We start from the raw sequence: 25,740 nt of genomic DNA, 5'->3' as shown, positions 1-25,740 counted from the left end.
GATCACTGGTCGAAGGCTTTGACCACCGTAGATACGAAGAGGGACGTGACAAAGAGCAAGAGCACCAGTGCCCCTATACGGGCGAACAGCCGGGACGAAGCCATGAATCTGAAGCGCGAGGCGAGCCCGGCGCCGATCATGGTCCAGACGAGGCCTGCCGATGGGATGAGTACCGACAACCAGCAAAGATAGGGAAGGGCGGCCCATATCTGGCCGTCGCGCAGGTGCGGTACGATCGACAGCGTGAACAAGAGTGCCTTGGGATTGAGGAGCGTCACGAGGAAAATGTCGCGACTGCCCGATCACTGGCCAAGGCTGCATTTATTGGTGTGATTCCGGCGATAACAGCGACTGCGGCTGCTTTACGCTTCATTGTTCCTCCCTCCACTGACAATACGAAACCACACCGGCCGCAAGTCTGCTGCTTGCAGTCACAAGGCTTGTTCGGATTTCAGCGCTGTATTTATTCTTGAGTTGGCGAATTGGGACTTCTTGTTTCTGCTGCCGACATAGGGGGCCAAGAGCATTGATTGGCCACGCTAGCGTTTGCCGCGCGCAGAACATCGTCCGGTTGGACTATCGCTGTAGTTGCGATCGTCATTTTGGAAACGCCCATGGCGTGCATCCACGGCGGCATCGCTTCTCGATGCCGATCGTAAGGCCGCTAACCGCGACGGCCTGAAAAGGACGGGACACCAATACCCAGTCTGGTGTGGCACCGGCTGAAATAGCAGCCGACGCCTGACAACTCAGTGGCATGTTACGGCAGGTCTTAGATGAGCTCCATTCGATGCAGCTTTATACCAAGGCGGCGTTCGTCCGAATTGATGCCGAGCGTGTTGGGACTAATCGCGGTGTCCATGCCGATCGAAATTTCCAGTATCGAACCTGCCGGAGCCGGTGGGAGGGCAATCTGCAATTCGCACGTTTCGGCGTTTGCCAATACAATTTTCTCGGTGAGGCCGACGGGTTGTGAAGAAATAACCAGTTCCTGTGGGTGATCCGCATCCGGTACAAAGGCGCTGAGTGTCAGAACCAGTGTCGATGCCGTCCCGTCATTGCAGGCAGGTACCTGAAGAACAGCCAATATGCCGTCGCTCCAGACGCCATCCGGTTCTGTTCCGCTCCAGCCGAACACGCAATAGGGTTGGATATTCGTCGTTGCTTCGCCTCGCGAGAGCGGCGAGAGGGCAGTGGCCGTCGCGGGCGGCGGAAGCCCCCAGTTCGCCCCGAATAGACGACGCACCGGGAGACCTGGGGAAGGAAGACTTGGCGTTTGAACGGCTTGATCGAGCAGGTCCCCCCAGAAGGGAGCGCTCGAAGCCCTGCCATCGATGCGCTGAAACGGGCCAACCACGCCGGGTTCGACAAACTCCACATCGGGGTCGATCAGCCGGCTGGCGGGCTTGTCGAAATACATGGCTTCTGTCGCGACACTTGATGAAAGAGTGACGACTGCCCCAAGCCAGGGAGCCGTCATCAAGGCGTAGATGTTGTCGCGCGTAAAGCGGCTTCTGGGCAAGGCGCGATGCAGCGTCGCAAGATCGGGATTGCCAGGAGCATAGGGATGCGGCTTTAGCAGAATTTGGCGTCCGGCAGCGATCTCGTTCAATCGATGGGCAAAAGGCGTTGCGCTTTGAATGCGGCTCCCGGCAATCAGGCTGCTGTCATCGGGAACTTGTCCTGCGAACACGATTGCCTCCGGCTGGGCAGGGAGCGGCTGAATTCGGGCTCTAAGGTCTGCTGCGCCGGCAGCAATCTGTTTTGACGGAACGGATTGTTCGGCAAGCAACGTCTGGAGCACGGGATCGTTGCTGCGCATTCGCAAGAACAAATCCTCACAGAAGCGGATGGGATCAATCGAGATATCGATCAGTCTTTGTCCGTGTGCATGCAGACCACGTATGAGATTGGGAGGCATCTCGAAGCCCAGCACCAGATCAAAGGCTCGAAGCCGGGCAAGTGTCGGCATGATCAGGTTGCTGACGTCAGGGTGGGAAAAGACATGCGCCCAGCCACTTTTGTCCCGCGGCCAACCATGCCGTGCTGCGAGATCCTCGAGCAGGGTGGGGCCGCCATCCGCCAGGATCGAGACACGCTCGACCTCGACGCGAAGTGGTCGCAAAATCTGAAGGAACCGATTGTAGAACCAGTGGCCAATGACGGGATCGGCTTCCGGCATGCCGAGCACGCTGGAACGAAAAATGTCGTGGATGGTTGCTATTCTCATCGGTCTTTATTGGCCGAAAGGTGTTGCGGGAAATATAGTCGATTGGCGTAGCATTCGGTGAATTTTATCGATGCTGGAAGGTGCGGCCAATAGCAATGCAGGATAGGGATCAAGATTGGATTATCCTGGATCTTTGATCCCAGCTTTGATGGAGCATGCATATCGTCTGAAACAAGGGATGCGGTGTAGGCCAGATTCTGTATGGGAGCGCCACAACGACAGAGATGCTCGCCGACGATACAGTATCCGCTGTGTCACCATCTCGGCGCCCTGCCGGAATCATGGGATCGGTGACGCCAGCATTTTACAAGTGGAAGGCGCAATACGGCGGCATGAATGTATCGCTGGCTAGGCAGATGAAGGAATGAGAACGCAGAACTCAAACCGATGCTAGCGCATGTGATGTTCGACAATGTCGCGGAGGGATCTGGTGGGAAAGAAATGGTGACGCCCCCTGTCGCGCGGAAAGCCGTCAGCACATCCGGTCGAACCCAGGGAATGAGCGACCGGCGGGCATGTGAAGCCGTCGGTTGCGCTGCCGCCGCATGATGATCCGATGCATAACACTCGCTCCAACCACGCCACGCTTCGGGAGTGTATGCAAGTCATTGCACACGAACGCCGCCGTTTCTGCCAGGGTGCCTCTTGCGCGAGGTTGCGACCGTGGGCTTCTCCAAAGGTAGGAACGTTGCTGGCATGAACCCTGGCGGATGGGCGCGGCAGGTTGTCTGTCTTGAGGAGATTGATCTTCGTTCGAGAACGGGCCGATGTAAATCGAATGCTCTCAGACGACCCTCCTTTATCTGGATTTGTTCAAAGAGAACCGCTGGTGGCAGCAAAATCCGAGAAAACTCAAAATAGTGGTGGCGAGGACTTCGATTGTTTACGGAGCGTCCTTTACACTGGCCCACAATTGCCTGAGAATCCAAGATGGCGCAGCGATCGGGTCCACAATGCTGCGCTCATAAAGAAAAACGTCACTCACTTCGATATCAACACAACAAGAAAGTGATTGAACATGCTTGAAGAAGACACGAGTTTGCTCGACCTGACCGCCGACATCGTCTCCGCCTATGTAGCCAACAATCAGGTCGCCACAGCTTCCCTCGCGGATCTGATCCGTTCGGTGCATGGAAGCCTTACTGGTCTGAATAGTCCAAAGCCGGTTGAAGCAGACAGACCGCTGACGCCTGCCGTTCCGATCAGGAAGTCCGTCACCCCGGATCATCTGATCTGTTTGGAAGACGGTCGCAAATTCAAATCGCTGACGCGGCATCTGCGAACAGCCTATGACCTGACGCCGGTGCAGTATCGGGAAAAGTGGCGGCTACCCAGCGACTACCCCATGGTTGCACCAAACTATTCGGCTCATCGCTCTCGCCTCGCAAGGGAACTCGGCCTTGGCCAAGTGCGCCAGAAAGCCAAGAGCGAGCCACCGCCGCCTCCCGCCCCAAGCAAGGGCAGAAGGAAAAAGGCGTCATAGACGCTCGTCACCTCGGTCCAACGACGATCCCGATTCTCGCCGGCTCCAGCAGGGCCGGCGAGTACGATCCAAACCAGGTAGATGGAGCACAAGCTTTCCCTGAAATCGTCCAGGATTGCACAGGACGGGATTTCCAGTGCTTGACAGTTGCGACCCTGTCACCCTAGCGTCACGTCGACGGTTCCCCTCGGGGATAATAGGGAACGCGGAGAAGTGAGAAATCATTTCGAACCGTGGCTGCCCCCGCAACTGTAGGCGGTGAGTCCTTCGTTACATGCCACTGGGATCAGGCCCGGGAAGGCGACGAGGCGTACGACGACCCGTGAGCCAGGAGACCTGCCGTCACAATGGTCACGCGCGGTAACATTGGGCGGGGGTCCTCAATGGTGGTCGATCCACATGTCCTTATGGGACAGCGGGAGGGACTTCAATCGCAGTGACGGCCATTGGCTATCCTGCTTGAGGTCTTCATGGACTCGACTATTTCACGCCTGCAACGCGCGGTTTTGACAGCCGGCATCGTTGGGACGTCCTGCATTCTGGCGACGCATGCTCTGGCGCAGAGTACGGGAACACCGCCCGAGCCGATCGAACTGGATCCGGTCTATGTCAATTCTGCCACGCTGACGCTGACACCTGCCAGTCAGATAGGCAGTTCGGTCACGGTAATCACGGCAGATGACATCGCCAAACAGCAACGGCGCACCGTCAACGACGTACTGAGCGCCGTGCCCGGCCTCAATCTCGTGCAGTCAGGCGGCCCGGGCACCCAGACCTCCATCTTCATGCGCGGAACCAATTCCAACCATGTCAAGGTGCTCATCGACGGCATCGATGTTTCCAATCCTGCCGTTCCCAATGCTGCCGCCGATCTTGGCCAATTGCTGACCGGTGACATTGAGCGCATCGAAATTCTGCGTGGACCGCAAGGCGGACTCTATGGCGCCGACGCCATCGGAGGCGTCATCTCGATCACCATGAAGAAAGGCTCAGGCGCCCCCAAGCTGACGGCCAGTGTCGAAGGCGGATCACATGGCACGTTCAATCAACGCGCGGGAGTGAGCGGCTCGGCTTCGATTTTCAACTACACCTTCGGTATCGAGCATTTTCGTTCGACGGACACACCGGTCACGCCCTGGGAACTTCTCGTATCCGGCACCGTCGCGCGCCCCAACTACTATGACAATTACACCTATTCCGGCCGGGTCGGTGCCGATCTGACGGATAATTTCTCCGTCAACGTCATTGCCCGCTACACCAACTCCAAGCTCGGTTTCACCAGCGACGGCTATGGAGCGTGCTTTTGCGCGCCCAACCCTTCACGCACCTGGCTGTCGAACCATCAATTGTTCACGCGTGCCGAGGGTATCTGGCATTCGCTCGATAATCGCTACCGAACCATATTCGGCGTTTCCTACAGCAATCTATGGAGCCGGAACGTCTATCCGCCGGTGACCTTCACGGCGCCGAGCGCGGCAACCGGCGAACGGCTGAAGTTTGACCTGAGGCAGGAGATTGCCCTCAGCGACAATTACAAGGTGCTGCTCGGCGTCGAGCACGAGCGCTTCAGCCTGGATCTGGGAAATCTCAAGGCTTCGGATGTCGACAACGCAGCCTATGCCCAGGTGGAAGCAAACCTCTTCAAGGGCTTCACCGTGGCGTCCAACATTCGCTATGACCATTACGATAGTTTCGGCGGTCACTTCACCTATCGCATCGCCCCGACCTACACCTTCGATCAGACCGGAACCCAACTGAAGGCCAGCGTCGGCACGGGCTTCAAGGCACCGACCTTGAGCCAGCTCTATCAGAGTTTTCCAGCCTTTGGTTTCTACGCCAATCCCGACCTCAAGCCGGAAGAGAGCACCGGCTATGATGTCGGTTTCGAACAGCCCTTGTTCGATGGCGAGGTTCGGGTTGGATCGATGTATTTTTACAACAAGATCAAGAACCTCATCATGGCCAATGCCGATTTCACCACCAATATCAACATCGGCAGGGCCGAAACGCATGGCAACGAGTCCTTCATCGCCTGGAAGGTGAACGATCAGCTCGATCTGAGGGCGGACTACACCTTCACCATCGCCAAGGACGAGGACGAGAACCAGGAATTGCTGAGGCGACCGCGGCACAAGGTCAGCCTGCAGGCGAACTGGTCGCCGATCGACCAGCTCCACCTCTCCGCCACGTTGCTCTTCGTCGGTTCCTGGGTCGATGGTAACCGTGATTTCTCGATCCGACGCATGCGAACTCCCAGCTACACGACGGTGAACCTCGCCGCCGACTATGATCTGAACGACAAGATCAATCTCTACACGCGCGTCGATAACCTGTTCGACCGTCGCTATCAGGAACCAATTGGTTTTCTTCAGCCGGGCCTCGGGGTCTATGGCGGTGTTCGGGTGCGGGCGTTTTGATGCCCCGATCTCGGGGTCTCGACCAGAGCAGCGCCCACCTTCTGGTGGCCTGCCTGGTCCTCGCGATGTCTGGTATCGGACAAGCCAGCGCCGAGACTCCGGTGTCTGCGTCTCCACCACCCAAACGCGTCGTCTCCATCAACACGTGTACGGATGAACTTCTGCTGCTGCATCGTGTGGGCATGAATGTCGCTGAGTCCGATGTCCTGCAGGGTCTCGAGGGCGTGCGCGGACAGATCCGCCAGGTCGCCAGGCTCGTCGGAGAGCCGGACAGGGGAGAAGCTATCATCCGTGAGATGGACAGGCGCCTGGAGGCCTTATTTCGTCATGACAGAAGAGGAGCGCTTCCGCCACGACTGCAGATATGCTCGCCATCGCCTGGCCGTTGGCGGGTCGGCTTGTGCAAGAGACAGGCGGGCCATGCCTCTTACGGGCTGAAGACCAGAACCAGGAAGACGAAGAACACGCCAAGATGCACCGCGCCCTCAAGCATCGTCGTTCTGGTGCCTGTGAAGGTGAGCGTCGAAAGCACCAGCGTCATCGCCAGCAATATCATGTTGGTCGCTGAAAGCCCGAGCACCACATTCTGTCCGGTCAGGAGACCGATCACGAGGATGGCCGGCACGGTGAGGCCCAGAGTCGAGGCCGCCGCACCGAGACATAGATTGATGGCCCGCTGTAGCTGATTGGCCGTAATGGCCCGCAAAGCCGTGATGCATTCGGGTGTAAACACGATCATGGCGATCAGAATGCCGCCGAGCGCTGTCGGGGCGCCCAGGCGGGCGATGCCGAAGTCGAGCACTTTTGCCAGGCTTTTCGCCAGCAGAACGATCGGCAGGATGTTCAGCAAAAGCAGGAGAAGATGGGGCACGATCGGGCCGTCGTCGGCTGCCTCCTCGATCCCCGTGTCCTCCTCTTGTACTGGAGCGGTTTCCGCAGACGGCTCGCGGTAGAACTCGGCGTGGCGGCCGGTCTGAAGCACCAGGAAGGCGCCATAGAGCATGAGCGTGAAGATCGAGAAACTGATCGCCTGGAAGCGCGTCAGGGAGCCGTCGCTGACGGAGGTGGTGAAATTCGGCAAGATCAGGGGGATGACGGCCAGCGGAATGATGATCGCAAGATAGGATGCCGCGCCCTTCAGATTGTAGCGCTGGGCGAAATGCTTCATGCCCCCGAGTAGAAGACCAAGCCCGACTACCCCGTTGAGAACGATCATCAGCACCGCGAACATCGTGTCGCGCCCGAGGGTCGGGGCTCCTTTGGCGCCCAGCATCACGGCGGAGATCAGCGCGACCTCGATGATGACGATCGCGAGCGTTAGGATCAATGTGCCGTAGGGCTCGCCGAGACGATGTGCCAGCACCTCCGCCTCGTGCACGACGCCGAAGGCGGTCCACATGATCACAGCCAGGAGCCACAGGAAGACCGCCACTGCGACAAGTGGCGTGTCGAGGTGACCCAAAAGCGGGTCCGCCAGGAAATGGAAAGCGGCGACGCTGGCCCATGCGGTGACGAGGCGGAGAATCAGGATCGGCATGAAGGGGAGACCTCGGATGTCCAACGGGATGTCGGAGAATGGCCCGTCAATCGCTCCACGGCAAATCGAGCCTGAAGCGTTTTGCGATCAGACGAGGATACTGGAATTGCAACGAGGCATCGAAAACGGGGCTGGAGGGGAAGCGCTGCTCATGGTTCTTCTGAGATGCATCCCGGCAAGCATTTCGTTCTTCTGCTCTCAGGATTGGGAGGCATTGTCCCGCCGATGGAACAGGTAGCGGCAGATGTCGAGGATAGGCTTCCTATCTTCAAGTTTCGTAATGTGCAGGCGCAAGGTCACGTCTACGGCTGCTGTCCCGCCTATAGATGACGTTGATGTGCGAATTCCTGCCTGCGCCGTTAAGCCCGATGATGGCAAATATCTCAGGGGGGCGGACAAGCAGGCTTACCTGCGCGAGCGTCGTGACGCCGCCGAAGGAGAGGCTGCCAGCCGCGGGCTGATGAACTATTCGGCCGCGACAGCCAGCGACCGCTCGGCTTCCAGCTCACGCACCAGCGGGATGATGTGCCTGCCGAAATATTCCACCTCTTCCTGGAAGTGCAGGAAGCCCAGGAGAATAAGGTCAGCGCCCGCATCCTTGAGGGCGATGACGCGCTCGGCGATCTGTTGCGGCGTGCCGATCAGATTGGAACGGAAGCCGTCATTATACTGCACGAGGTCCTCGAAGGAGGACTTGGCCCAATTGCCTTCGCCTTCGGGCGAGGCCTTGCCGGCGTTTTTCACCTCATGGGCGAAGCCGTGCACGGCATCAGGATTGGCCTTGGCGATGATTTCGGCCAGGACGGATTTGGCTTCCTCCTCCGTCTGTCTGGCAATGGCGAAGGCGTTGACGCCGACCTTGACGGAATGGCCATTCGCGGCCGCCTTGGCGCGAATGTCGTCAACCTGCTTCTTGATTTCGGCGGGCGTGTTGCCGTTGGTAAAATACCAGTCGGAGACCCTGGCCGCCATATCACGAGCCGCCCGCGAGGAGCCGCCCTGGAAGATTTCCGGCTGGGGATCGATCGGCTTGGGCTTGAGATTGTAGTCGGTGAAACGGTAGAAATCGCCCCGGAAAGTGAAGTTCTCCTGGGTCCAGATTCCGCGCAAGGCGCGGATGAATTCTTCCGAACGGCGATAGCGTTCGTCATGGTCAAGCCAGGGTTCGCCTATGGCCGTGAACTCGCCTCGGAACCAGCCGCTCACCACGTTCACCGCGACGCGGCCGCCATAGATATTGTTGATCGTCGCAATCTGCTTGGCGGCGACGGCCGGATTCCACGGCCCCGGCAGGAGAGCTACAATCACCTTCAGGCGCTCGGTCGAGGCGATCAGGGCCTGGCTGAAGGTCACGGGCTCGTGCTGGTTGTCGGCGCCGTAGCCCGCCGTGAAGCGAATCTGGCTGAGCGCGTAGTCGAAGCCGTTGTTTTCGGCGATCTGGGCAAGCTTGCGATTGTAATCGATGTCCCAGCTCGTGCGCTGCTCGATATTGCTGATCACGAGTCCGCCAGACACATTGGGAACCCAATAGGCAAATTTCAGTGGTTCACGCTCGCGTGGCAAAGGGTTGGACGACATTGGCTTATCCTGGATCTGGGAGGGGCGGAGAGGTTCAGGCATTGACCGAAAGACGGATCGGGGCAGGGCGCGAGGCGGGCGCGGGTAGGGTGAGTTGTTGCCGGGCTTCGACCACAGCCCGATCGATCCGCTCCTGCACGGCCTGGCTGGTAAGCTCGTAGTCATCGAAGTCGGCATCGAGTGCGTAGACGGCGGTCGAGATCGTGCGGGCACCGAAAAAGCCGAATAGCGGTCGAAGTTGGTGCTCGGTCATCAGGCCGTGCAAAGGAGTACCGCCGGTGGCGGTGAGGACGACCGGCGTGCCGCGCAGGGCCCGATAATCGACGAGATCGAAAAGATGCTTGAGGGCGCCGGTGTAGGAAGCGCGATAGACGGGCGAGCCGACCACCAGCAGGTCTGCATTTTCTACGCGTTGGACAACCGTGGCGGCACGATCCGAGAGGGTTGCAGCCGTCAACGAAGAGAACAGATGCGGTGCTTCGTCGACAAGTTCCAGCAGGGTAACGGCACCGAGATCCCCCAGTCCGTCCAGGATGTTCTGGACGAGGGCAGTCGTCCGGGACGGCCGCCTCACGCTTCCGGATATTCCGACAATCTTCAAGCCAGACATTTCGATCCCTTTGTTGCGTCATTAAGAATTTATAATCTATAGATTTTGTCAATTAATTATTTGAATCACCTCGTTTGCAGGCTTGGCGCTGGCGTCCTGCCTTTGTTGCGGTATCGGTGATCAGAAGTCGGTCGGGCCTCGCTCGGCCGTAGGGGCGCACGCTCTCAGGCCGGCAGATTCACTAGCACATATGGGAAACGATCGATATGAGCTTTCAGGCAACGGCTATTCAAGGCGACAACAAGTCGGACTTCTATCATGATCTCGCCGCGCAGCTCCGTGCCCTTCTGCATGGAGAGCGCGACGCGATTGCAAATGCCGCCAACACCTCGGCCCTGATCTTTCAGATGGTGCCTCAGCTCAACTGGGCCGGCTTTTATTTCCTGCGCTCCGAAAGGGAGCTGGTGGTCGGTCCATTCCAGGGTAAGCCTGCCTGTGTGCGCATCGCCGTCGGGCGCGGCGTCTGCGGAAGTGCCGTCGAACGCGGCCTATCGGTTCTGGTCGAGGATGTGCACGCTTTTGCGGGGCACATCGCTTGCGACGAGGCTTCCCGATCCGAACTCGTCGTGCCCCTCATGCGGGGGGACCGGATCTTGGGGGTGCTGGATCTCGACAGCCCGGTCGCGGGGCGCTTCGACCTCGCCGACCAAGCGGCTATGGAGGAACTCGCCGGGATCTATGTTGCTGGAAGCGAATGGGACCAAGCCATAACGCTACCGTGAGGGTCGATCAAAGATCGCGTCCTATCTCCCGACCGGGAGTGATCACAGAGCGCGGCCAAAACATATTTGCACAGCTGCGAGGTTCATGGGCTGGAGAGCCGTAAACCTTCGTATATGTTGTTCGGCCCGATATTCGCGATACGCTGACCGGCGTAACTCCGCGTCCTGTACACGTGGATGATACTCCTAACGACCATCTCACCCGGCGCTTGTTGGCGTCGGGTTTTTTGCTTTGCCGTCAACTCGATATGGCTTCGAACTGCCGCCGGAGTTCATTTTCCGTCCAAGTTCATTTTCCGTCCAAGATCATTTTCCGTCGAAGATCATGGGCCGGTATCGACCCACCGGCCTTCGGTGGCAGACCTCTGGATTGCTTCCACGAGTTGCTGAATGCGCTGGCCCGACCTGAAGCCAAAGGGTTCGGGATGCCTGCCGGCGATGGCGTTGACGAAGCCGGCGATCTCGATGGCCTTGAGGTCGTTGAAGCCCAATTGATGGCCAGGGGCAACGCAGAACAACCCGTAAGGAGTGTGGTCGGGGCCCGCCTCTATGCGGCGAAAACCCCGCCGACCCTGCTTGTCTGCGGCATCGTAGAAATTCAGCTCGTTGAAGCGCTCTTGCGTGAACACCAGCGCTCCCTTGGTGCCATAGACCTCGAAATCGTGCTGCATCTTGCGGCCCGTGGCGATCCAGCTTGCCTCCAGGCTGCCGGAAGCCCCATTGGCGAACCGAAGGAAGGCTCTGCTTAAATCGTCGACCTCAACCTGCCGTCGCCCGCCCTTGCCATCAGGCCGGCTGGCGATCACGGTGGCGCTGTCGCCCTGGACGCGTTCGATCGGCCCGAGGAGGAACTCCGCCGTCGCCAAGGCATGGCTGCCCAGATCCGCCAATGCCCCGCCGCCGGCCGGATCATGCCGGAACGTGAAGGGGCTTTCGGCATCGGCCATATAGTCCTCGGCGTGAATACCCCGATAGCTGCGGATCTCGCCGAGTTCGCCACCGCGGATCATATCGTGGGCGAGTGAAAACAGAGGGTTGCACAGATAATTGAAGCCGACCTGGGTACAGACGCCGGCCTCTTGCGCGGCTTGCGCCATTTGGGCCGTATCCACGGCGGTGGTCGCGAGAGGTTTTTCGCAATAGACGTGCTTGCCGGCCGCCAGCGCGGCAAGCGCCATTTCCTTGTGCAGAGCGTTGGGGGCGGTGATGTCGACCACGTCGATGTCGGGATCGGCGACGAGGGATCTCCAGTTGCTGGATGACTTCGCAAAGCCGAGCGTCCGCGCTGCTTCGGCAGCCAGATCGTCGGTGCGATCCGCCACAGTATGCAGCACGAGTTCATAGGGAAGGTCGAAGACGCGCTGCGCGGCGGTAAATCCGAACACGTGGGTTTTGCCCATGAAGCCCGTGCCGATGAGGCCGATCCTGAGCTGCCTTTTATGAGCTGGCATTGAGATGTTCTCTGTTGACGACGAGTGCGGGATCGATCGCGCCGGAAAAGAAATCCAGCACATTCTGGACCGATGAGATGGCCATCCGCTCGGCGCATTCGGCCGTTAGGCCGGCGATATGCGGTGTCAGGATCACCTGATCGAGCCCAAACAGAGGATGATCGGCGAGGGGAGGCTCATCGTCGAAGACATCGAGACCCGCGGCCGAGATCCTTCCCGTGCGAAGCGCGTCGAGCAGCGCAGCCTCGTCGACGACGCCGCCTCGCGCCGTGTTGACCAGGATTGCCGACGGTTTCATGAGCGCCAGTTCGTCCGCGCCGATTGCCGGGCGTTCTCCTCTCGGTACGTGCACGGATATGGCGTCAGCCCAAGCCAGCCCCGCCCTCAGGTCGCTCACGCAGGCAACCGCGCCTTTAGGCCAGCCCAGACTTTGGAGATAGGGGTCGAATGCCCGCACTTCCATGCCGAAGACGGCGGCAAGCTTGGCAAGTTGCCGCCCCGTGCGGCCAAACCCCATGATGAGGAGACGTTTGCCGAAAAGTTCAGTGGCCTCGAGCCGGTTGCGCCAGGCCCAGCCGGCCTCCCGCACGGAACGATCCGCCCGCAGCAACTGCTTGGCGCAAGCAAGCATCAACATCATCGCGTGTTCGGCCACCGATATCGAATTCACGTCGCCGACGATCGAAAGAGCGATGCCCTTGCTGTTCAATGACGCCAGATCGACGGCGTCGTAGCCGACGCCGTGCCGGGAAACGATCCTGAGCCTGGCGGCATGTGCGACCGTGGCGGCCGAGAGAGGCTGCGTGCGAATGATCAACCCGTCCGCAGCCGAGATGAGAGGGGCATAGCTGGCCTCCGAGACCTCTTCCACATAGTCGAACGTCACGCCGGCTGCAGACCGCAAAAGGGTGATCCCGCTCGGATGCAGTTTGCCCGCGACGAGTATATGCGGCATCGTTTCCTCCGACCAATTCTGACGACTGGCTGTCTCGATCATCTCACGGCCCGCCACGGGACCGGGGCTGGCCCGTGAGAGACCGGCCTTTTGCGTCTTGTTCGACTAATGATGCAATGGTGATTGCAATTATCTTGCTTTGTCAATAATCATTTCGTAAGCAGTATAAAAATCGCAATTTCGAGGGAGGAACACGATGTCCGCCACCATTCGTCTCACCATGGCCCAGGCCCTGGTGCGCTACCTGTGCAACCAGTTCACAGTCGTGGATGGCGCGAAGGTGCCTCTTTTTCCCGGCGTTTTCGCTATCTTCGGGCATGGAAACGTCACTTGTCTTTCGGAGGCGCTGGAAGCCGTCAAGGACACGCTGCCGACCTGGCGAGGCCAGAACGAGCAGTCGATGGCGCTCGCCGCCATCGGCTTTGCCAAGGCCAAGCGCCGGCGCCAGATCATGGTTGCGGCGACCTCGATCGGGCCCGGCGCCCTGAACATGGTCACGGCCGCCGGCGTTGCCCATTCCAATCGCCTGCCCGTGCTGCTGCTCTCAGGGGATACCTTCATCAACAGGCGACCTGATCCGGTCATGCAGCAGGTGGAGCATTTCGGCGATCCGACCATCAACGTCAACGACGCCTTCAAGGCGGTGACGCGCTATTGGGATCGCATCGTGCATCCCGAGCAGATCATCTCCTCGCTGCCGCAGGCGGTCGGCGTGCTCCTGGATCCGGCCGATTGCGGGCCCGCTTTCATCGCGCTTCCGCAGGACGTGCAGGAGATGGCGTGGGATTATCCGGAAGCGTTCTTCGAGCCGGTCATGCACCGGATACCGAGGGCCCGGCCCGATCGCGATCGTCTCGGCGAGGCGGTCAATATGCTGCGACAGGCCAAGCGCCCCCTGATCATTTCCGGTGGTGGGGTTCGCTATTCGGGCGCGGAAAAGGCCCTGGCTGATTTCGCGCAGAAGCGCGGCATTCCATTGGCCGAGACCATTGCCGGCAAGGGGGCGGTGACGCATGACCATCCCGCCCATGTCGGGCCGCTCGGCATTGTCGGCTCGACATCCGCCAATGCGCTTGCCAGTGAGGCCGATGTCATCGTCGCCGTCGGCACGCGGCTGATGGATTTCACCACCGGCTCGTGGACCGCCTTCTCCCCGGCGGCGAAGTTCATCTCCATCAACGCGGCGCGCTGGGATGCCACCAAGCATCGCGCATTGGCGGTGGTGGGCGACGCCCTCGAAACCGTCGAGGAACTGGAAGCTGCGCTCGATGACTGGAAGGCGCCGGAGGCCTGGACGGCAAAGGGCGTGTCCGAATTCGCCACATGGAACGACATGCTCGACGGCTTCCAGAAACCCACCAATGATCCTATCCCGACCTATGCCCAGGTCGTGGGCGTGGTGAATGCCAAGGCCGGCGCAAGGGACCTGCTCATCACCGCTGCCGGCGGATTGCCCGGCGAAGTCATGAAGAACTGGCGCGTCAAGGATCCCAATACCTTCGATTGCGAATTCGGCTTTTCCTGCATGGGCTACGAGATCGCCGCGGGCTGGGGCGCCGCAATGGCCGATCCGACACGCACGCCCATCGTCATGATCGGCGACGGCACCTACATGATGATGAACTCGGACGTCTATTCGACCGTCCTGAGCGGCCACAAGATCATTCTGATCGTCTGCGACAATGGCGGCTATGCTGTCATCAACCGCCTCCAGAACGCCAAGGGTACGCCCGGCTTCAACAATCTCATCAAGGATTGCCGCGTGAAGGAGCCTTTCTCGGTCGACTTCGCCAAGCACGCCGAGGCGATGGGGGCGCTGACGCGGCGCGTGGAGAGCCTGGCCGATCTCGGCCAGGCCGTGGAATGGGCGAAGACGAATGACCGCACCACCGTCATCACCCTCGTGTCGGATGCCTTCACCTGGACGCCGGGCGATGCCTGGTGGGATGTCGGGGTCCCGGCCACCAGCGAGAGGAAGGAAGTACGCGAGGCGCATGACGCCCAAATCGCTGGCCGCCAGCATCAGCGGGTCGGCGTCTGATGGGCGTTCCCAAAGCTGACTGACTGTTACGCATGCGTTGGAGAATCTTATGAAAGCGAGACTTGGCATCGCGCCGATTGCCTGGTGGAACGACGACCTGCCGGAACTGAGTGACGACGTCTCCCTCGACGAGTGCCTGCGCCAGGCCCGCGAGGCGGGCTTCACCGGGATGGAGACCGGCCGCCGCTTCCCGATGGATCCCGCCGACCTCAAGCCTGTGCTGAACAAGCACGGCGTGAGCGTATGCGGCGGCTGGTTCTCAGGCCTGCTGCTCGACGGTGACCTCGAGCGGGAGAAGGAGCGCGTCGCTGCCCAGATGGCGCTCTTCAAGGCCGTCGGTGCTCCCTGCATCGTCTATGGCGAGACCGCCGGTACCATCCAGGGCGATCGCTCGGCGCCGCTCGCGACCAAGCGGCGGCTGAGCGAGGACGAGATCAAGGCCTATGGCCGCAAGATGACGGCCTTCGCCGAATGGTGCGCGGGGCAGGGGATGCCGATCAGCTACCATCATCACATGGCGGCGGCGATCGAGACCGAGGCGGAGCTTGACCTCCTGATGAAGCACTCGGGCGAAGCCCTGCCGCTGCTCTATGACGCGGGACACATGGCGTTCGCGGGCGGCGATGTCCTGCGGGTAATCGACAAGCATCACGCCCGCATCTCGCATGTCCATACCAAGGACATCCGGGCGGAGGTGGTTGATGGCCTCGATCGGGGCAAGGAGAGTTTCCTCGACGCGGTGGTGAAGGGAGCCTTCACGGTTCCCGGTGACGGCTCGCTCGACTTCGAGGCCATCGTGAAGCGCCTGGCTTCCTACGGCTATGAGGGCTGGTTCGTGGTCGAGGCGGAGCAGGACCCCGTCAAGAGCCCGCCGCTGCAGATGGCCAAGACTGGACACAAGGAACTGCTGCGCGTGATGGCAGCAGCCGGCTATACCGTGGAGAACTGACGACATGAACCGCATGGATGGAAAGATCTGCGTCGTGACCGGCTCGACGCAGGGCCTGGGTGCCGAGATCGCCCGGCAACTTGCTGCCGCCGGTGCCACCGGCCTGGTGACGCTTGGACGCAATGCCGCGAAGGGTCAGGCCGTGGCTGACAGGATCAAGTCGCAGACCGGCGTTCCCGTTCATTTCGTCAAGGCCGATGTCGCCGATGTCGGGGAATGCCGGCATGCCATCGCCGAAGCGGACCGCCTCTATGGCCGCGTGGATGTCCTGGTGAACGCCGCTGCCTGCACGGATCGCGGCACGATCATCGATACTTCACCGGAACTGTTCGATCTCATCTTCGCCACCAATGTGCGCGGGCCCTATTTCCTGATGCAGGAAGCCATCAAGCTGATGGTCCGTGATGGCGTCGCGGGATCGATCTGCAATATCGGCTCGATCTCCGAACATACCGGCCAGCCCTTCATCAATGCCTATTGCGCCTCCAAGGGCGCGCTGGCGACGCTGACCCGCAACACGGCGTTTTCGGTGATGAAGAATCGCATCCGGGTGAACCAGCTCAATGTCGGCTGGATGTCGTCCGACCATGAACGGGAGCTGCAGGCCGCGGCCACGGGTGATCCGGACTGGGAGGCCAAGGCTACCGCCACACTGCCGTTCGGACGGCTGGTCGACCCGGAGGAGGCCGCAAGAACTGTCAACTTCATCGTATCCGATGATGCCGGCCTGATGACGGGTGCCGTGGTCAATTACGACCAGACGGTGTGGGGCGGCTCGGCCGGCCCCATGCCGGTACCGACCGAGGCGCTTGCGCTCGCCTGATGCCTTTCAGGAAAAATCCATTGTCCCGACTGGAAGCAGCCCGTCTTGGGCTGCTTCTTTTCAAGACCCGGCATGCGTCCTGAACGCATGTATCCTGTGGAGGCGACGAGCTCTTCAGGGCTGCGTGACGATCGGGATGCGCGGCACGGGAGCCTTCTGCAGCCGAGCGGCCAGAGCTGCCGTAAGGGATTGAGCCAGGCACATCGGTGCGGCCAGGGATCTTGAGAACGTATACTGATGCTCGGGCACGGAGAAGAGAACCGTTGCACTCTTGGCAAGTGGCGAAAGGGTCGAATCCGTTATCGCCAGGATCGGCAGGCCCTTGGCTGCAGCCTGCTCGACGATGTTGACGACCTCGGTTGCGTAAAAGCGGAATGAAACGGCAAAGAGCAGGTCCGTGGGCCGCATGGTGCCGGCGATATGCGTAGAAAGACCGCCGCTTGCGTCCAGGAGAACCGTGCGTTTTCCCAGCATCGTCAGAATGTAGCGGGTGAGATCGACGATCGGCGCTGAGCGGAGCTGGCCCACCAGATAGATGGTGTCTGCCTTTTCCATCAGGTCCACGGCCTTTTCGATGGTCTCCCCGGAGGTCAAGTTCAACAATTCCTGGAGTGCGTCGATGTCCCGTAGCACCAGGTCGTGCAGGAATCCCCAGCCGCCGACATTCTCGCGGTCGCTCAGCTCGGTCTCCAGGGCCTTGATTCTAGCCTGGAAACCGGGAGCTGCGGTCGATAGGCGTCGCTGAAAGACCGCCTGTACTTCCTTGAAACCCTTGTATCCCAGCATCTGGGCGAAGCGTACAAAGCTGGATGCGTGGATACCACAGGTTTCTGCAATGGCGTTGAGCGACATGACCGCCACATCATTGGGGTTTTGGGTCAGATACACCGCTATATTCTGATAGGCCTTGCTCATCCCGTCATATTTGTCGTGGATGATCCGAATGAGGTCCTCGTAGTCTTGCGGGACACTGTCGGCGCCCATGAATATTCCCTCTTTCCAATACGTCCGCGGCTCTCAAGCGTGCCATGTACAAATGGCGCTTCTAGCATAGGCATGCCGCGCAACGTTAGTCGCGCGACATGCCGCCATGGGCCCGAAACGAGACCCGGGAGGTCAAGCGGGATCGCTCGGCTGCGCAGAGCGTTCTCGTTTCGTCAATTGCCACCGCCGATACAGGTGGCGACATTGTCCGGCGTGCAGATGTCGAGACCGGTATAGCTCGGGTCCTTAGGCGCTGCCTTGCCGTCCTTGATGTCCTTCAGGTAGTACATGGCCTTGTAGCCCATCTCGAAAGGACGCTGACCCACATTGCCGGAGGCCAGACCTTCCTTGAGCAGGTCGATCTGCACAGGCAGCGTATCGGCAACCACGAGGGCGAGAGCGCGGGAGGCGATCTTGGCCTTGTATTTGGTCGCGACTTGCCGGTAGGCATCCGGCAGGAATTGCGGGAAGCCGCCTGTCGGGATGAAGGCGTCGAGATCGGGATACTTGCCGAGAGTATCTTCAAGCTGCTGCACCGATTTGGGGAAATCGTCATCGGTATAGAGCGGGCAGCCGTCGACTTCGGTCCAGCCATTTTGACCAGCCAGCCGATCGCCGGGGGCCTGGGCGCTTTCCTTGCCCGCAAGCGTATCGCGAATGCCCTGCATGCGCTCATTGTGATTGGCGGCAGCTGCGCCGCCGGACTGGATGCAGATCTTGCCGCCTTTCGGCTTGATCTTCATGGCGATCTTGGCGAGGTTCACGCCAATCTCGTAATTATGCGTTCCGACATAGGCGGCGCGTTCGCCCTTGGCGTCGGGCAGGAGATCGGAATCCCAGGTCAGGACCGGAATTTTTGCGCCAGCGGCACCCTGCAGCGCCGCCGCGATGGCCGGGGCGTTGGCTACGGAAACCGCAATGCCGTCGACGCCCTTGGTGATGAGGTCCTGCACCATCTGCGCCTGTTCGTCGCCGCCGCCATGCTCGCCAGGGCCGACATAGAGGCATTCGATGGCCCCGTTGAGTTCCTTTTCCGCCTTCTTGCAGCCAGCCATGGCTTGGTCGAAGAAGGGATTGTTGGTGTTCTTGGGAACCAGCGCGAAGGTAAGCTTGTCGGCGGCGTAGGAGCCACCGGCCGTGGCGGCAAGACCGACGGCAATCGCCGCCGTGGTCAGCAGATATCTCAACATCGTTTCCTCCAGATGGGTTGTTCGCCGTTTCGGGCGTTTCACACGACGCCGGCTTTGGCCGGTCATTCGCGTCGTTTGCCGCGGATCCGCTCGAGCAGCACCGCGAGAACCAGGAAGCTACCGACGAAGACGCCCTGCCAATTGGAGTCGACGCCGGCCATGAGAAGGGAATTGCGGATGACTTCGAGAAGGGCAGAACCGATGAATGCACCGAGTGCTCCACCTTCACCGCCCATCAGGTTCGCGCCGCCGATCACGGTCGAGGCGATGGCGCGCAGCTCGTAGCCCGTACCCAGGGAGTTGATCGCCGAGCCTGCCCAACCCACGCTCAGGATCGACGCGATGGCGCCGCTGAGCCCGGAAATGGTATAAGCCTGCAATTTGATGCGCTTGACCGGTACCCCGGTGAGGTTGGCCGCATGCTCATTGCCACCGACGGCGAGCAGATGCCGGCCCCATGTCGTCATGCGCATCACCACGAACATGGTCAGGGTCAGGACAACGAGCACCCAGACCGGGTTGGCGATACCCAAGATCGCACCAGCGCCGATCGACTTGAAAGCCGGGCCGCCGGGACCGAAATTGTAGAGCATCTTGTTGCCGGAAAGCACCACGGCCACGGAGCGTGCCGCCGACAGCATGCCCAGGGTCACCACGAAGGGTGATAGTCCCAGATAGGCGATGAGGCCGCCATTAATGGCGCCGGCGACGCCACCCGCCGCGAGGCCTGCAATCACCGCCGCGTACCAGGGATAACCTGCTTCCAGCGTGAGTCCGCAGGCGACTGCGACAAGGCCCATGATCGAGCCGACCGAAAGGTCGATGCCACCGGTGATAATGACCATGGTGGCGCCGAGCGCCATGATGCCGATGAAGGCGAAGTTGCGGGTTATGTTGTAGAAATTGTCTTCCGTGGCGAAGCGCGGCTCGCGGATGGACATGATGGCGCAAATGACGATCAGCGCGATTGTGACCCAGAAGGCCTGGCTCGACAGCATCGTCTGCCACAGCGACTTCTCCTTGACCGTCAGGACGGACTCGATGGAGACATTAGCTGGTGCAGGCGTATTGGCCTGCTTCGGGCGGTTGGAAGAAGTGTCCGTCATCGCGACCTCACGCCGTATGGATTGCGCCAGTAATGAGACCCGTAACTTCCTCCGGCGAGGTTGCGGCGATGAGCTTGTCGGCCACCTTGTGGCCGCGTCGCATCACGATCACCCGATCGCAGACCTCGAAGACATCAGGCATTCGATGCGAGATCAGTACGACGCTGATCCCAGCGTCGCGCAGGCGGTGGATCAGCCCCAGCACTTCGGCAACCTGCCTGACGCTGATCGCCGCGGTCGGCTCGTCCATCAGCACGATCTTAGCCTGGGACAGCCTGGTGCGTGCGATGGCGACGGCCTGGCGCTGCCCGCCCGACATTTGGCGGACGAGGTCGCGCGGCCGGGTTTCGGACTTCAGCTCACCGAAGAGTTCACCGGCCTTCTTGATCATCGCACCATGATCAAGCCAGCGGAAAGGACCCACTCGTTTCTTGATCTCCCGGCCGAGGAAGACGTTGGCCGCCGCCGAGAGGTTGTTGCACAGCGCCAGGTCCTGGTAGACGACTTCGATGCCCTTGGCCCGAGCTTCGACGGGCTTATGAAAATGCACGATCTCATCATCCAGGACGATTTCGCCAGAGGTGGGCGGGAAGTTGCCGGCGATCAATTTCACCAAGGTGGACTTGCCGGCACCGTTGTCACCCATCAAGCCTACGATCTCAGCTCTGCCAATCGTCAATTCGACGTCCGTCAGTGCTTTGATGGCGCCGAAGCTTTTCGAGACTGACTTCAGCTGCAGCAGTGTCATTCCTCGCTCCCGGGTTTATTTTCTTGTTTGTCTAATCATGACACATCAACCGCAGGTTGCCACTGGGGAGGCGCCGATATCGACCGCTGCCTGGATCGATAGTCTCACCGCGAATGGTTCTGCCGAAGCCGAGGATGGCCTCGGGATGGCCAGTTGATTTGCTTTGCAATTTCTATTTCATGATTTTTAAAATTGCAACACTTATTGCGGGTGTGATGCCGGCGCGGCGATTTGAAACAATAATTGACTATTTTTATTTTTGGCAATAATCGTTGATTTATGCGGAAAACTGCGGTCACCCCGTCAAATGACCCGCTCCTGGGAGGAGAAGGCATGAAAGCCGAGCAATTTCGGATCGGGACCTATCCCCCGCCGGATCGCCGCTTGAGACTGGGATTTGTCGGAGGCGGGCGGGGTGGCCAGGTGGGCGCCTGGCATGCTGCGGGCGCTCGTCTTTCCAATCGATGGGATATCGTTGCGGGCGCCCTGTCGACCGATCCTGCAAAGGCGAGGCTATCGGGTCGCGATTGGTTCCTGGCCGAGGATCGCATCTATGACGACTATCACGCCATGGCCGAGCGCGAGGCGGCTCGTGCCGATCCCGTAGATGCAGTTGCGATCTGCACGCCCAATCACACCCATTATGAGATCGCGCGCACATTCCTGCAGGCGGGCATCAATGTCATCTGCGACAAACCCCTGACGACCTCTCTCGAAGACGCCCAGGCCCTTGTCGCTCTCCAGAAAGACACCGGGCTCGTCTTCGGCGTGACCTATGCCTTTGCCTTCCATGCCATGGTGAGGCAGGCGCGGCACATGATCCTGGAGGGCAGGATAGGGCGGATCCGCCAGGTCCATGTCGAGTATTTCCAGGAATGGTCCTGCCTGGAAAAGAAACCAGACGGCGGCCAGGTCTCGTGGAGGCAGGATCCCGCCAGGGTTGGAAAGGCGTCTGCGATCAGCGACATCGGCACGCATGCCTTTCATCTGGCTGGCTATGTCACGGGCGAAGAGATCGTCGCCTTGAAGGTCGATCTGCATGTTTGCGGCCCGGAGCGCGGGCTGGAGGACACGGCCTTCATCAATGTGCGCTTGGCTGGCGGGGCGCCCGGCACGCTTCTGGTCACGCAGGTCGCCCCCGGCAATTACTGCGCTCTGCGTATCCGGGTCTATGGCGATCGGGGCGGCATCGAATGGGACCAGGAAAAACCGGAATATCTGCGGGTCAGCTATCTCGGACAGCCAGACGAGATGATCGTCCGGGGCAAGGAGGGGGCTATGCTCCCTTCCATTCAGAAGATGTCCACGCTGCCGAGCGGACATGGCGAGGCGCTCAGCAATGCCTGGGCCAATCTCTACACCGAATTTGCGGTGGCAATCGAGGCGAGAGCCGCCAAGCGTTCGTTGCCTGAGGCAATGCTGGAATTTCCCACTGCACAGGATGGTGCTCGCGGGGTGCGCTTCATCCATGCCGCGGTGGAGTCTCATGAAAATGGCGGCGCTTGGACGCCGTGCGGGCCGGCGTAGAAGTCGGCCGGGGTCACTATCGGGAGGGAAGGCATGACTGTCAGGTTGGGGATTGTCGGCGTCGGCGTGATGGGCGCCGATCATGCGCGCACGATCGCTTCGCAAGTTGCAGGAGCGGCCATCCATAGCATTTACGATGCCAATCAAGAGCGGGCGCGGCAGATCGCTGACGAAGTCGGCGCTGCCGATGTGGCCGGCGATCCCAGGCGTCTCATTGACGATCCGCAGGTGGATGCCGTCCTGATCGCCTCTCCGGATGCCACCCATAAGGAGCTGACGCTCGCCTGCGTGGCGGCCCGCAAGCCGGTACTGTGCGAGAAACCCCTTGCCCCGACTTCGCCGGAATGCCTCGAACTGATCGAGGCCGAACTCGCGGCGGGCCGGCGTTTCATACAAGTCGGCTATATGCGACGCTACGATCCATCCTATGTGGCGATGAAGAACCACCTCGCGGCAGGCCAACTCGGCAAGCCGCTGATGTTTCACTGCGTTCATCGCAATGTCGCCGCACCGCCCTGGTTCGACGGTGGCATGGCGATAGCCAATTCGGCCGTGCACGAATTCGATATTGCCCGTTGGCTGCTCCCCGGCGAATTGACGGCGATCTCCATATTCAGGCCCGCCAACATCTCAGGCCAATCGCCGGGAGCGCCCGTTTTCCTGGTGCTGGACAGTGCCGGTGGCAGTCTGGTGACGATCGAGATCTTCAACGACGCGGCCTATGGCTACGATGTCAGGGGCGAACTCGTATGCGAAAAGGGCACGGTCGAGCTGCAACGGCCGGTTCATGGTGTCGTCAACCACGCTTTGTTGCAGGGGACCGCCTACCCCCTCGATTGGCGTCCGCGCTTCCAGGATGCCTATCGCCTGCAGGCGCAGGGATGGATCGAAGGCATCAGGACGGGCAAGCCCAACGGTGCGAGTGCCTGGGACGGCTATGCCGCCACCCGCGTGGCCGAGGCAGGGCTGCGATCGCTGAAGTCGGGCCTGCGGGAGCAAATCTCCGCCGTGCCTGTTCCAAAGCTCTATGGCTGATCCGGCTCGCGTTCGACGAGGCAAGATCTCCTGCGCAAATGCCGCACGGCTGGATCTGTAATCCGGCGATGCGGCCCTCCGGCGAGAGGTCAATAAGCCGATTTCACCGTCGACGGTGCGGCCGAAGCCTTTCCGTTGAGCTCCCTAAAACGCGCGACGCTGGCCTGGGCGGCTGCCGCGAGCAATCGTGAATCGCCCGATACGGTCGTCATGTCGAAGCCCCATGCGATGGCGCGCGTCGCATAGTCGGGCGTGCCGCAGTGCAGGGCGGCGATCTTGCCCGATTTCCTGCACGCCGCGACGATCGTCTGCAGCGCCTCGATCATCTCCGGCTCCTCGCGGTCGAATGCCGGAGCCAGGCGTCCCTGATGCAGGCTGAAGGTCAGGTCGGCCGGCCCGACATAGATGCCGTCCAGCCCGGGTGTGGCAGCGATCGCCTCCAGGTTTGACATGGCTTCGGCGGTCTCGACCATTGCGAAGGCGAGGATCTCGTCATTGGCTTCGGCGGCATAGTTTGCCCCTGCCGAAAAATTGGCGCGCGTCGGCCCGAAGCTGCGCTGGCCAAGGGGGGGATAGCGCATATAGCTGACGAACTCGGCGGCCTGCCTGGCCGTGTTCACCATCGGGCAGATGATGCCATAGGCGCCGGCATCCAGCGCCTTCATGATGATGCCGGGTTCGAGCCAGGGCACCCGTGCCATTGGAACGACGCCGGAAGCGCGCACGGCCTGGAACATCGGCAGCAGCATGGAATAGTCGAGGGCACCATGCTGCACGTCGACCGTGACACTGTCATAACCCTGTGCGGCCATGATCTCCGCGGTGAACGGGTTGCCGATCGAGAGCCATCCGTTGATCGTGGGACGTCCCTCGGCCCAGGCCTGCTTCAGCTTGTTCTTGATCACGAGTGCCTCCTCAAAACACGATCTGCGCCAGCTTGGTGTCGAGATAGTCGGAAATGCCCTCGAAGCCTCCCTCTCGGCCCATTCCCGAATATTTGGTGCCGCCGAAAGGAGCCTCGGCAGCCGCGAGCGCGAAGCTGTTGATGCCGACCATGCCGGACTTCAGCTCCGCGACGGTGCGCCGGGCTCGCTTGGGGCTGCTCGTGAAGGCATAGGCGGATAGCCCCATATCGCTGGCATTGGCCCGGGCGATGACGTCATCATCCGTCGAGAAGGACGTTATGGCGGCGATCGGTCCGAAATTCTCCTCGGCGAACACGCGCATGCCGTCCTCGACATGGGTGAGCACCGTCGGCTCGAAGAAAAAGCCTGCATTGAAGGCAGGGGGGGCTCGTCCACCGGTGGCCAGCCTTGCCCCGGCTTTTTCGGCCTCGGCGACGATGGATTCGATCTCGTCACGGCGCTTGGCGTTGATGAGAGGTCCCATCTGCGTTGCGCTGTCGAGGCCATCTCCGAGCCTGAGGGCCCGGGTCCGGGCAACGAACCCTTCCACGAAGGCGTCATGCAGGCTTTCGTGAACGAAGAAGCGATCGGGCGTCACGCAGACTTGCCCGGCATTGGCATATTTGGTCGGTACCGAAACGTTGAGCGCCAATTCGAGGTCGGCATCGTCATAGATGATGAGAGGCGCGTTGCCGCCGAGTTCCATCGAGACCTTCTTCACCGTCTCGGCGGCATCCTTGATCATCTGCTGTCCGACGCGCGTCGAGCCGGTCAGCGAGACCTTGCGCACCCCCGCGGAGGCCATGATGGGATCATAGGTCGCGCTGGTCGGTCCGACGACAAGGCTGATGACGCCGGCCGGAATGCCGGCCGCCTTGGTGCAATCGACCATGACCATGGCCGTTCCCGGCGTCTGGCTCGAAGGGCGAACGATGATCGAACAGCCGGCAGCGAGGGCTGGCGCAACCTTGCGGGCCACCAGTGCCGCGGGAAAGTTCCAGGCCGTGAAGGCGGCAGCGATACCGACGGGCTCATGCAGGACTTCGAAACGCCCCGCCGGCACCCGGCTTTCGATGACGCGGCCATAGATGCGGCGTGCTTCCTCGGCGTACCAGCGGAACTGGTCGGTGGCCAGGATCCATTCACGTTCGGCCTGTACCAGAGGCTTGCCGGTTTCACTCGAAATCATGCGGGTGGCTTCGTCCTTGCGGCGAAGCATCTCATCCGCAATGCGATGCAGGGCATCCGCGCGTTCGAATGCCGGTTTGGACTTCCACAGTGTGAACCCCCTTGCCGCACCTTCAAGGGCGTCGTGCGTATCGGAGCGTGCGGCGACGGGTACCTCGCCCAATACGCGTTCATGTACCGGGCTGATGACCGGTGCGCGGGCCTTGTCCGCTGCCTCGCGCCATTGGCCGTCGATGAAAAGGCCGAAATCCTGGTACATGC

Annotated in this window: 21 protein-coding genes and 1 riboswitch; of the genes, 8 read left to right on the top strand and 13 right to left on the bottom strand. The window is 60.7% G+C overall.

Translation table 11 applies throughout. From position 1 onward, the window contains the following. Nucleotides 1-2 precede the first annotated feature (2 nt). Nucleotides 3-278 carry a hypothetical protein gene (locus ACR9ZN_RS04515; protein WP_481271482.1) on the bottom strand — a complete coding sequence of 92 codons (276 nt, stop codon included), beginning with the start codon at nt 276-278 and terminating at the stop codon, nt 3-5. Nucleotides 279-772: 494 nt separating this feature from the next. After that, complete coding sequence (locus ACR9ZN_RS04510; RefSeq protein ID WP_481271481.1) at nt 773-2,230, bottom strand: hypothetical protein; 1,458 nt, start codon at nt 2,228-2,230, stop codon at nt 773-775. A gap of 1,018 nt (nt 2,231-3,248) precedes the next feature. On the opposite strand from ACR9ZN_RS04510, the gene ACR9ZN_RS04505 reads away from it, so the two are divergent. Further along, complete coding sequence (locus tag ACR9ZN_RS04505) at nt 3,249-3,713, top strand: Ros/MucR family transcriptional regulator (RefSeq protein ID WP_434961343.1); 465 nt, start codon at nt 3,249-3,251, stop codon at nt 3,711-3,713. 161 nt (nt 3,714-3,874) lie between these two features. Next, a riboswitch (cobalamin riboswitch) is annotated at nt 3,875-4,071 on the top strand. A 112-nt stretch (nt 4,072-4,183) separates the two neighbouring features. Then, the gene (locus tag ACR9ZN_RS04500) at nt 4,184-6,130 is read left to right on the top strand and encodes a TonB-dependent receptor plug domain-containing protein (RefSeq protein WP_481271480.1); all 1,947 of its coding nucleotides are present in this window, start codon (nt 4,184-4,186) and stop codon (nt 6,128-6,130) included. 427 nt (nt 6,131-6,557) lie between these two features. On the opposite strand, the gene ACR9ZN_RS04495 is transcribed toward ACR9ZN_RS04500, so the two are convergent. The 3 genes from ACR9ZN_RS04495 to msuE all read right to left on the bottom strand — a co-directional run bounded on the left by ACR9ZN_RS04495 (nt 6,558) and on the right by msuE (nt 9,846). Next, on the bottom strand, nt 6,558-7,667 hold the full coding sequence (locus tag ACR9ZN_RS04495; RefSeq protein ID WP_481271479.1) for a calcium:cation antiporter: 1,110 nt from the start codon (nt 7,665-7,667) through the stop codon (nt 6,558-6,560). A gap of 465 nt (nt 7,668-8,132) precedes the next feature. Then, nucleotides 8,133-9,245: a dimethylsulfone monooxygenase SfnG gene (sfnG, locus tag ACR9ZN_RS04490; protein WP_434960514.1), complete on the bottom strand. Its 1,113-nt coding sequence runs from the start codon at nt 9,243-9,245 to the stop codon at nt 8,133-8,135. 34 nt (nt 9,246-9,279) lie between these two features. Next, nucleotides 9,280-9,846 (bottom strand): FMN reductase, encoded by a 567-nt coding sequence (msuE, locus tag ACR9ZN_RS04485; protein ID WP_454817535.1) that lies wholly within the window; start codon nt 9,844-9,846, stop codon nt 9,280-9,282. Nucleotides 9,847-10,061: 215 nt separating this feature from the next. Here msuE and ACR9ZN_RS04480 point away from each other — a divergent pair, with 215 nt between their 5' ends. Then, the gene (locus ACR9ZN_RS04480; protein WP_441770549.1) at nt 10,062-10,577 is read left to right on the top strand and encodes a GAF domain-containing protein; all 516 of its coding nucleotides are present in this window, start codon (nt 10,062-10,064) and stop codon (nt 10,575-10,577) included. 323 nt (nt 10,578-10,900) lie between these two features. Here the strand turns inward: ACR9ZN_RS04480 and ACR9ZN_RS04475 are convergent, their stop codons facing one another. Beyond that, nucleotides 10,901-12,028 (bottom strand): Gfo/Idh/MocA family protein, encoded by a 1,128-nt coding sequence (locus tag ACR9ZN_RS04475; protein ID WP_481271478.1) that lies wholly within the window; start codon nt 12,026-12,028, stop codon nt 10,901-10,903. Further along, a complete protein-coding gene (locus ACR9ZN_RS04470) occupies nt 12,015-12,983 on the bottom strand; it encodes a hydroxyacid dehydrogenase (RefSeq protein ID WP_481271477.1) in 969 nt (322 codons plus the stop codon). Before ACR9ZN_RS04470 ends, ACR9ZN_RS04475 begins: the two co-directional genes overlap by 14 nt. Nucleotides 12,984-13,179: 196 nt before the next feature. Here ACR9ZN_RS04470 and iolD point away from each other — a divergent pair, with 196 nt between their 5' ends. The 3 genes from iolD to ACR9ZN_RS04455 are packed head-to-tail and all read left to right on the top strand — an operon-like array spanning nt 13,180 to nt 16,796. Then, nucleotides 13,180-15,024 carry a 3D-(3,5/4)-trihydroxycyclohexane-1,2-dione acylhydrolase (decyclizing) gene (iolD, locus tag ACR9ZN_RS04465; RefSeq protein ID WP_454817541.1) on the top strand — a complete coding sequence of 615 codons (1,845 nt, stop codon included), beginning with the start codon at nt 13,180-13,182 and terminating at the stop codon, nt 15,022-15,024. 49 nt (nt 15,025-15,073) lie between these two features. Continuing rightward, nucleotides 15,074-15,973, top strand: coding sequence for a myo-inosose-2 dehydratase (gene iolE, locus ACR9ZN_RS04460; RefSeq protein WP_454817543.1), 900 nt, complete (start codon nt 15,074-15,076; stop codon nt 15,971-15,973). A gap of 4 nt (nt 15,974-15,977) precedes the next feature. Next, nucleotides 15,978-16,796: an SDR family oxidoreductase gene (locus ACR9ZN_RS04455; protein WP_454817545.1), complete on the top strand. Its 819-nt coding sequence runs from the start codon at nt 15,978-15,980 to the stop codon at nt 16,794-16,796. 114 nt (nt 16,797-16,910) lie between these two features. On the opposite strand, the gene ACR9ZN_RS04450 is transcribed toward ACR9ZN_RS04455, so the two are convergent. The 4 genes from ACR9ZN_RS04450 to ACR9ZN_RS04435 all read right to left on the bottom strand — a co-directional run bounded on the left by ACR9ZN_RS04450 (nt 16,911) and on the right by ACR9ZN_RS04435 (nt 20,824). After that, the gene (locus tag ACR9ZN_RS04450; RefSeq protein WP_434960521.1) at nt 16,911-17,780 is read right to left on the bottom strand and encodes a MurR/RpiR family transcriptional regulator; all 870 of its coding nucleotides are present in this window, start codon (nt 17,778-17,780) and stop codon (nt 16,911-16,913) included. Between the two features lie 173 nt (nt 17,781-17,953). Beyond that, nucleotides 17,954-18,970 (bottom strand): substrate-binding domain-containing protein, encoded by a 1,017-nt coding sequence (locus ACR9ZN_RS04445; protein WP_481271476.1) that lies wholly within the window; start codon nt 18,968-18,970, stop codon nt 17,954-17,956. Between the two features lie 62 nt (nt 18,971-19,032). Continuing rightward, a complete protein-coding gene (locus tag ACR9ZN_RS04440) occupies nt 19,033-20,076 on the bottom strand; it encodes an ABC transporter permease (RefSeq protein WP_434960523.1) in 1,044 nt (347 codons plus the stop codon). Nucleotides 20,077-20,083: 7 nt separating this feature from the next. Next, complete coding sequence (locus tag ACR9ZN_RS04435) at nt 20,084-20,824, bottom strand: ATP-binding cassette domain-containing protein (protein ID WP_454817548.1); 741 nt, start codon at nt 20,822-20,824, stop codon at nt 20,084-20,086. A 333-nt stretch (nt 20,825-21,157) separates the two neighbouring features. On the opposite strand from ACR9ZN_RS04435, the gene ACR9ZN_RS04430 reads away from it, so the two are divergent. Then, on the top strand, nt 21,158-22,351 hold the full coding sequence (locus ACR9ZN_RS04430; RefSeq protein ID WP_481271475.1) for a Gfo/Idh/MocA family protein: 1,194 nt from the start codon (nt 21,158-21,160) through the stop codon (nt 22,349-22,351). 33 nt (nt 22,352-22,384) lie between these two features. Beyond that, nucleotides 22,385-23,386 carry a Gfo/Idh/MocA family protein gene (locus ACR9ZN_RS04425; RefSeq protein ID WP_481271474.1) on the top strand — a complete coding sequence of 334 codons (1,002 nt, stop codon included), beginning with the start codon at nt 22,385-22,387 and terminating at the stop codon, nt 23,384-23,386. 89 nt (nt 23,387-23,475) lie between these two features. On the opposite strand, the gene ACR9ZN_RS04420 is transcribed toward ACR9ZN_RS04425, so the two are convergent. Beyond that, nucleotides 23,476-24,291: an HpcH/HpaI aldolase family protein gene (locus tag ACR9ZN_RS04420; RefSeq protein ID WP_441770557.1), complete on the bottom strand. Its 816-nt coding sequence runs from the start codon at nt 24,289-24,291 to the stop codon at nt 23,476-23,478. 10 nt (nt 24,292-24,301) lie between these two features. Then, nucleotides 24,302-25,738 (bottom strand): NAD-dependent succinate-semialdehyde dehydrogenase, encoded by a 1,437-nt coding sequence (locus ACR9ZN_RS04415; RefSeq protein ID WP_481271473.1) that lies wholly within the window; start codon nt 25,736-25,738, stop codon nt 24,302-24,304. Nucleotides 25,739-25,740 lie beyond the last annotated feature (2 nt).

Source organism: Labrys sp. HAY1-8F (assembly GCF_056754975.1).
The sequence above is the reverse complement of the archived record's forward strand: the minus strand, read 5'-3'. Positions and strand labels throughout refer to the sequence as shown.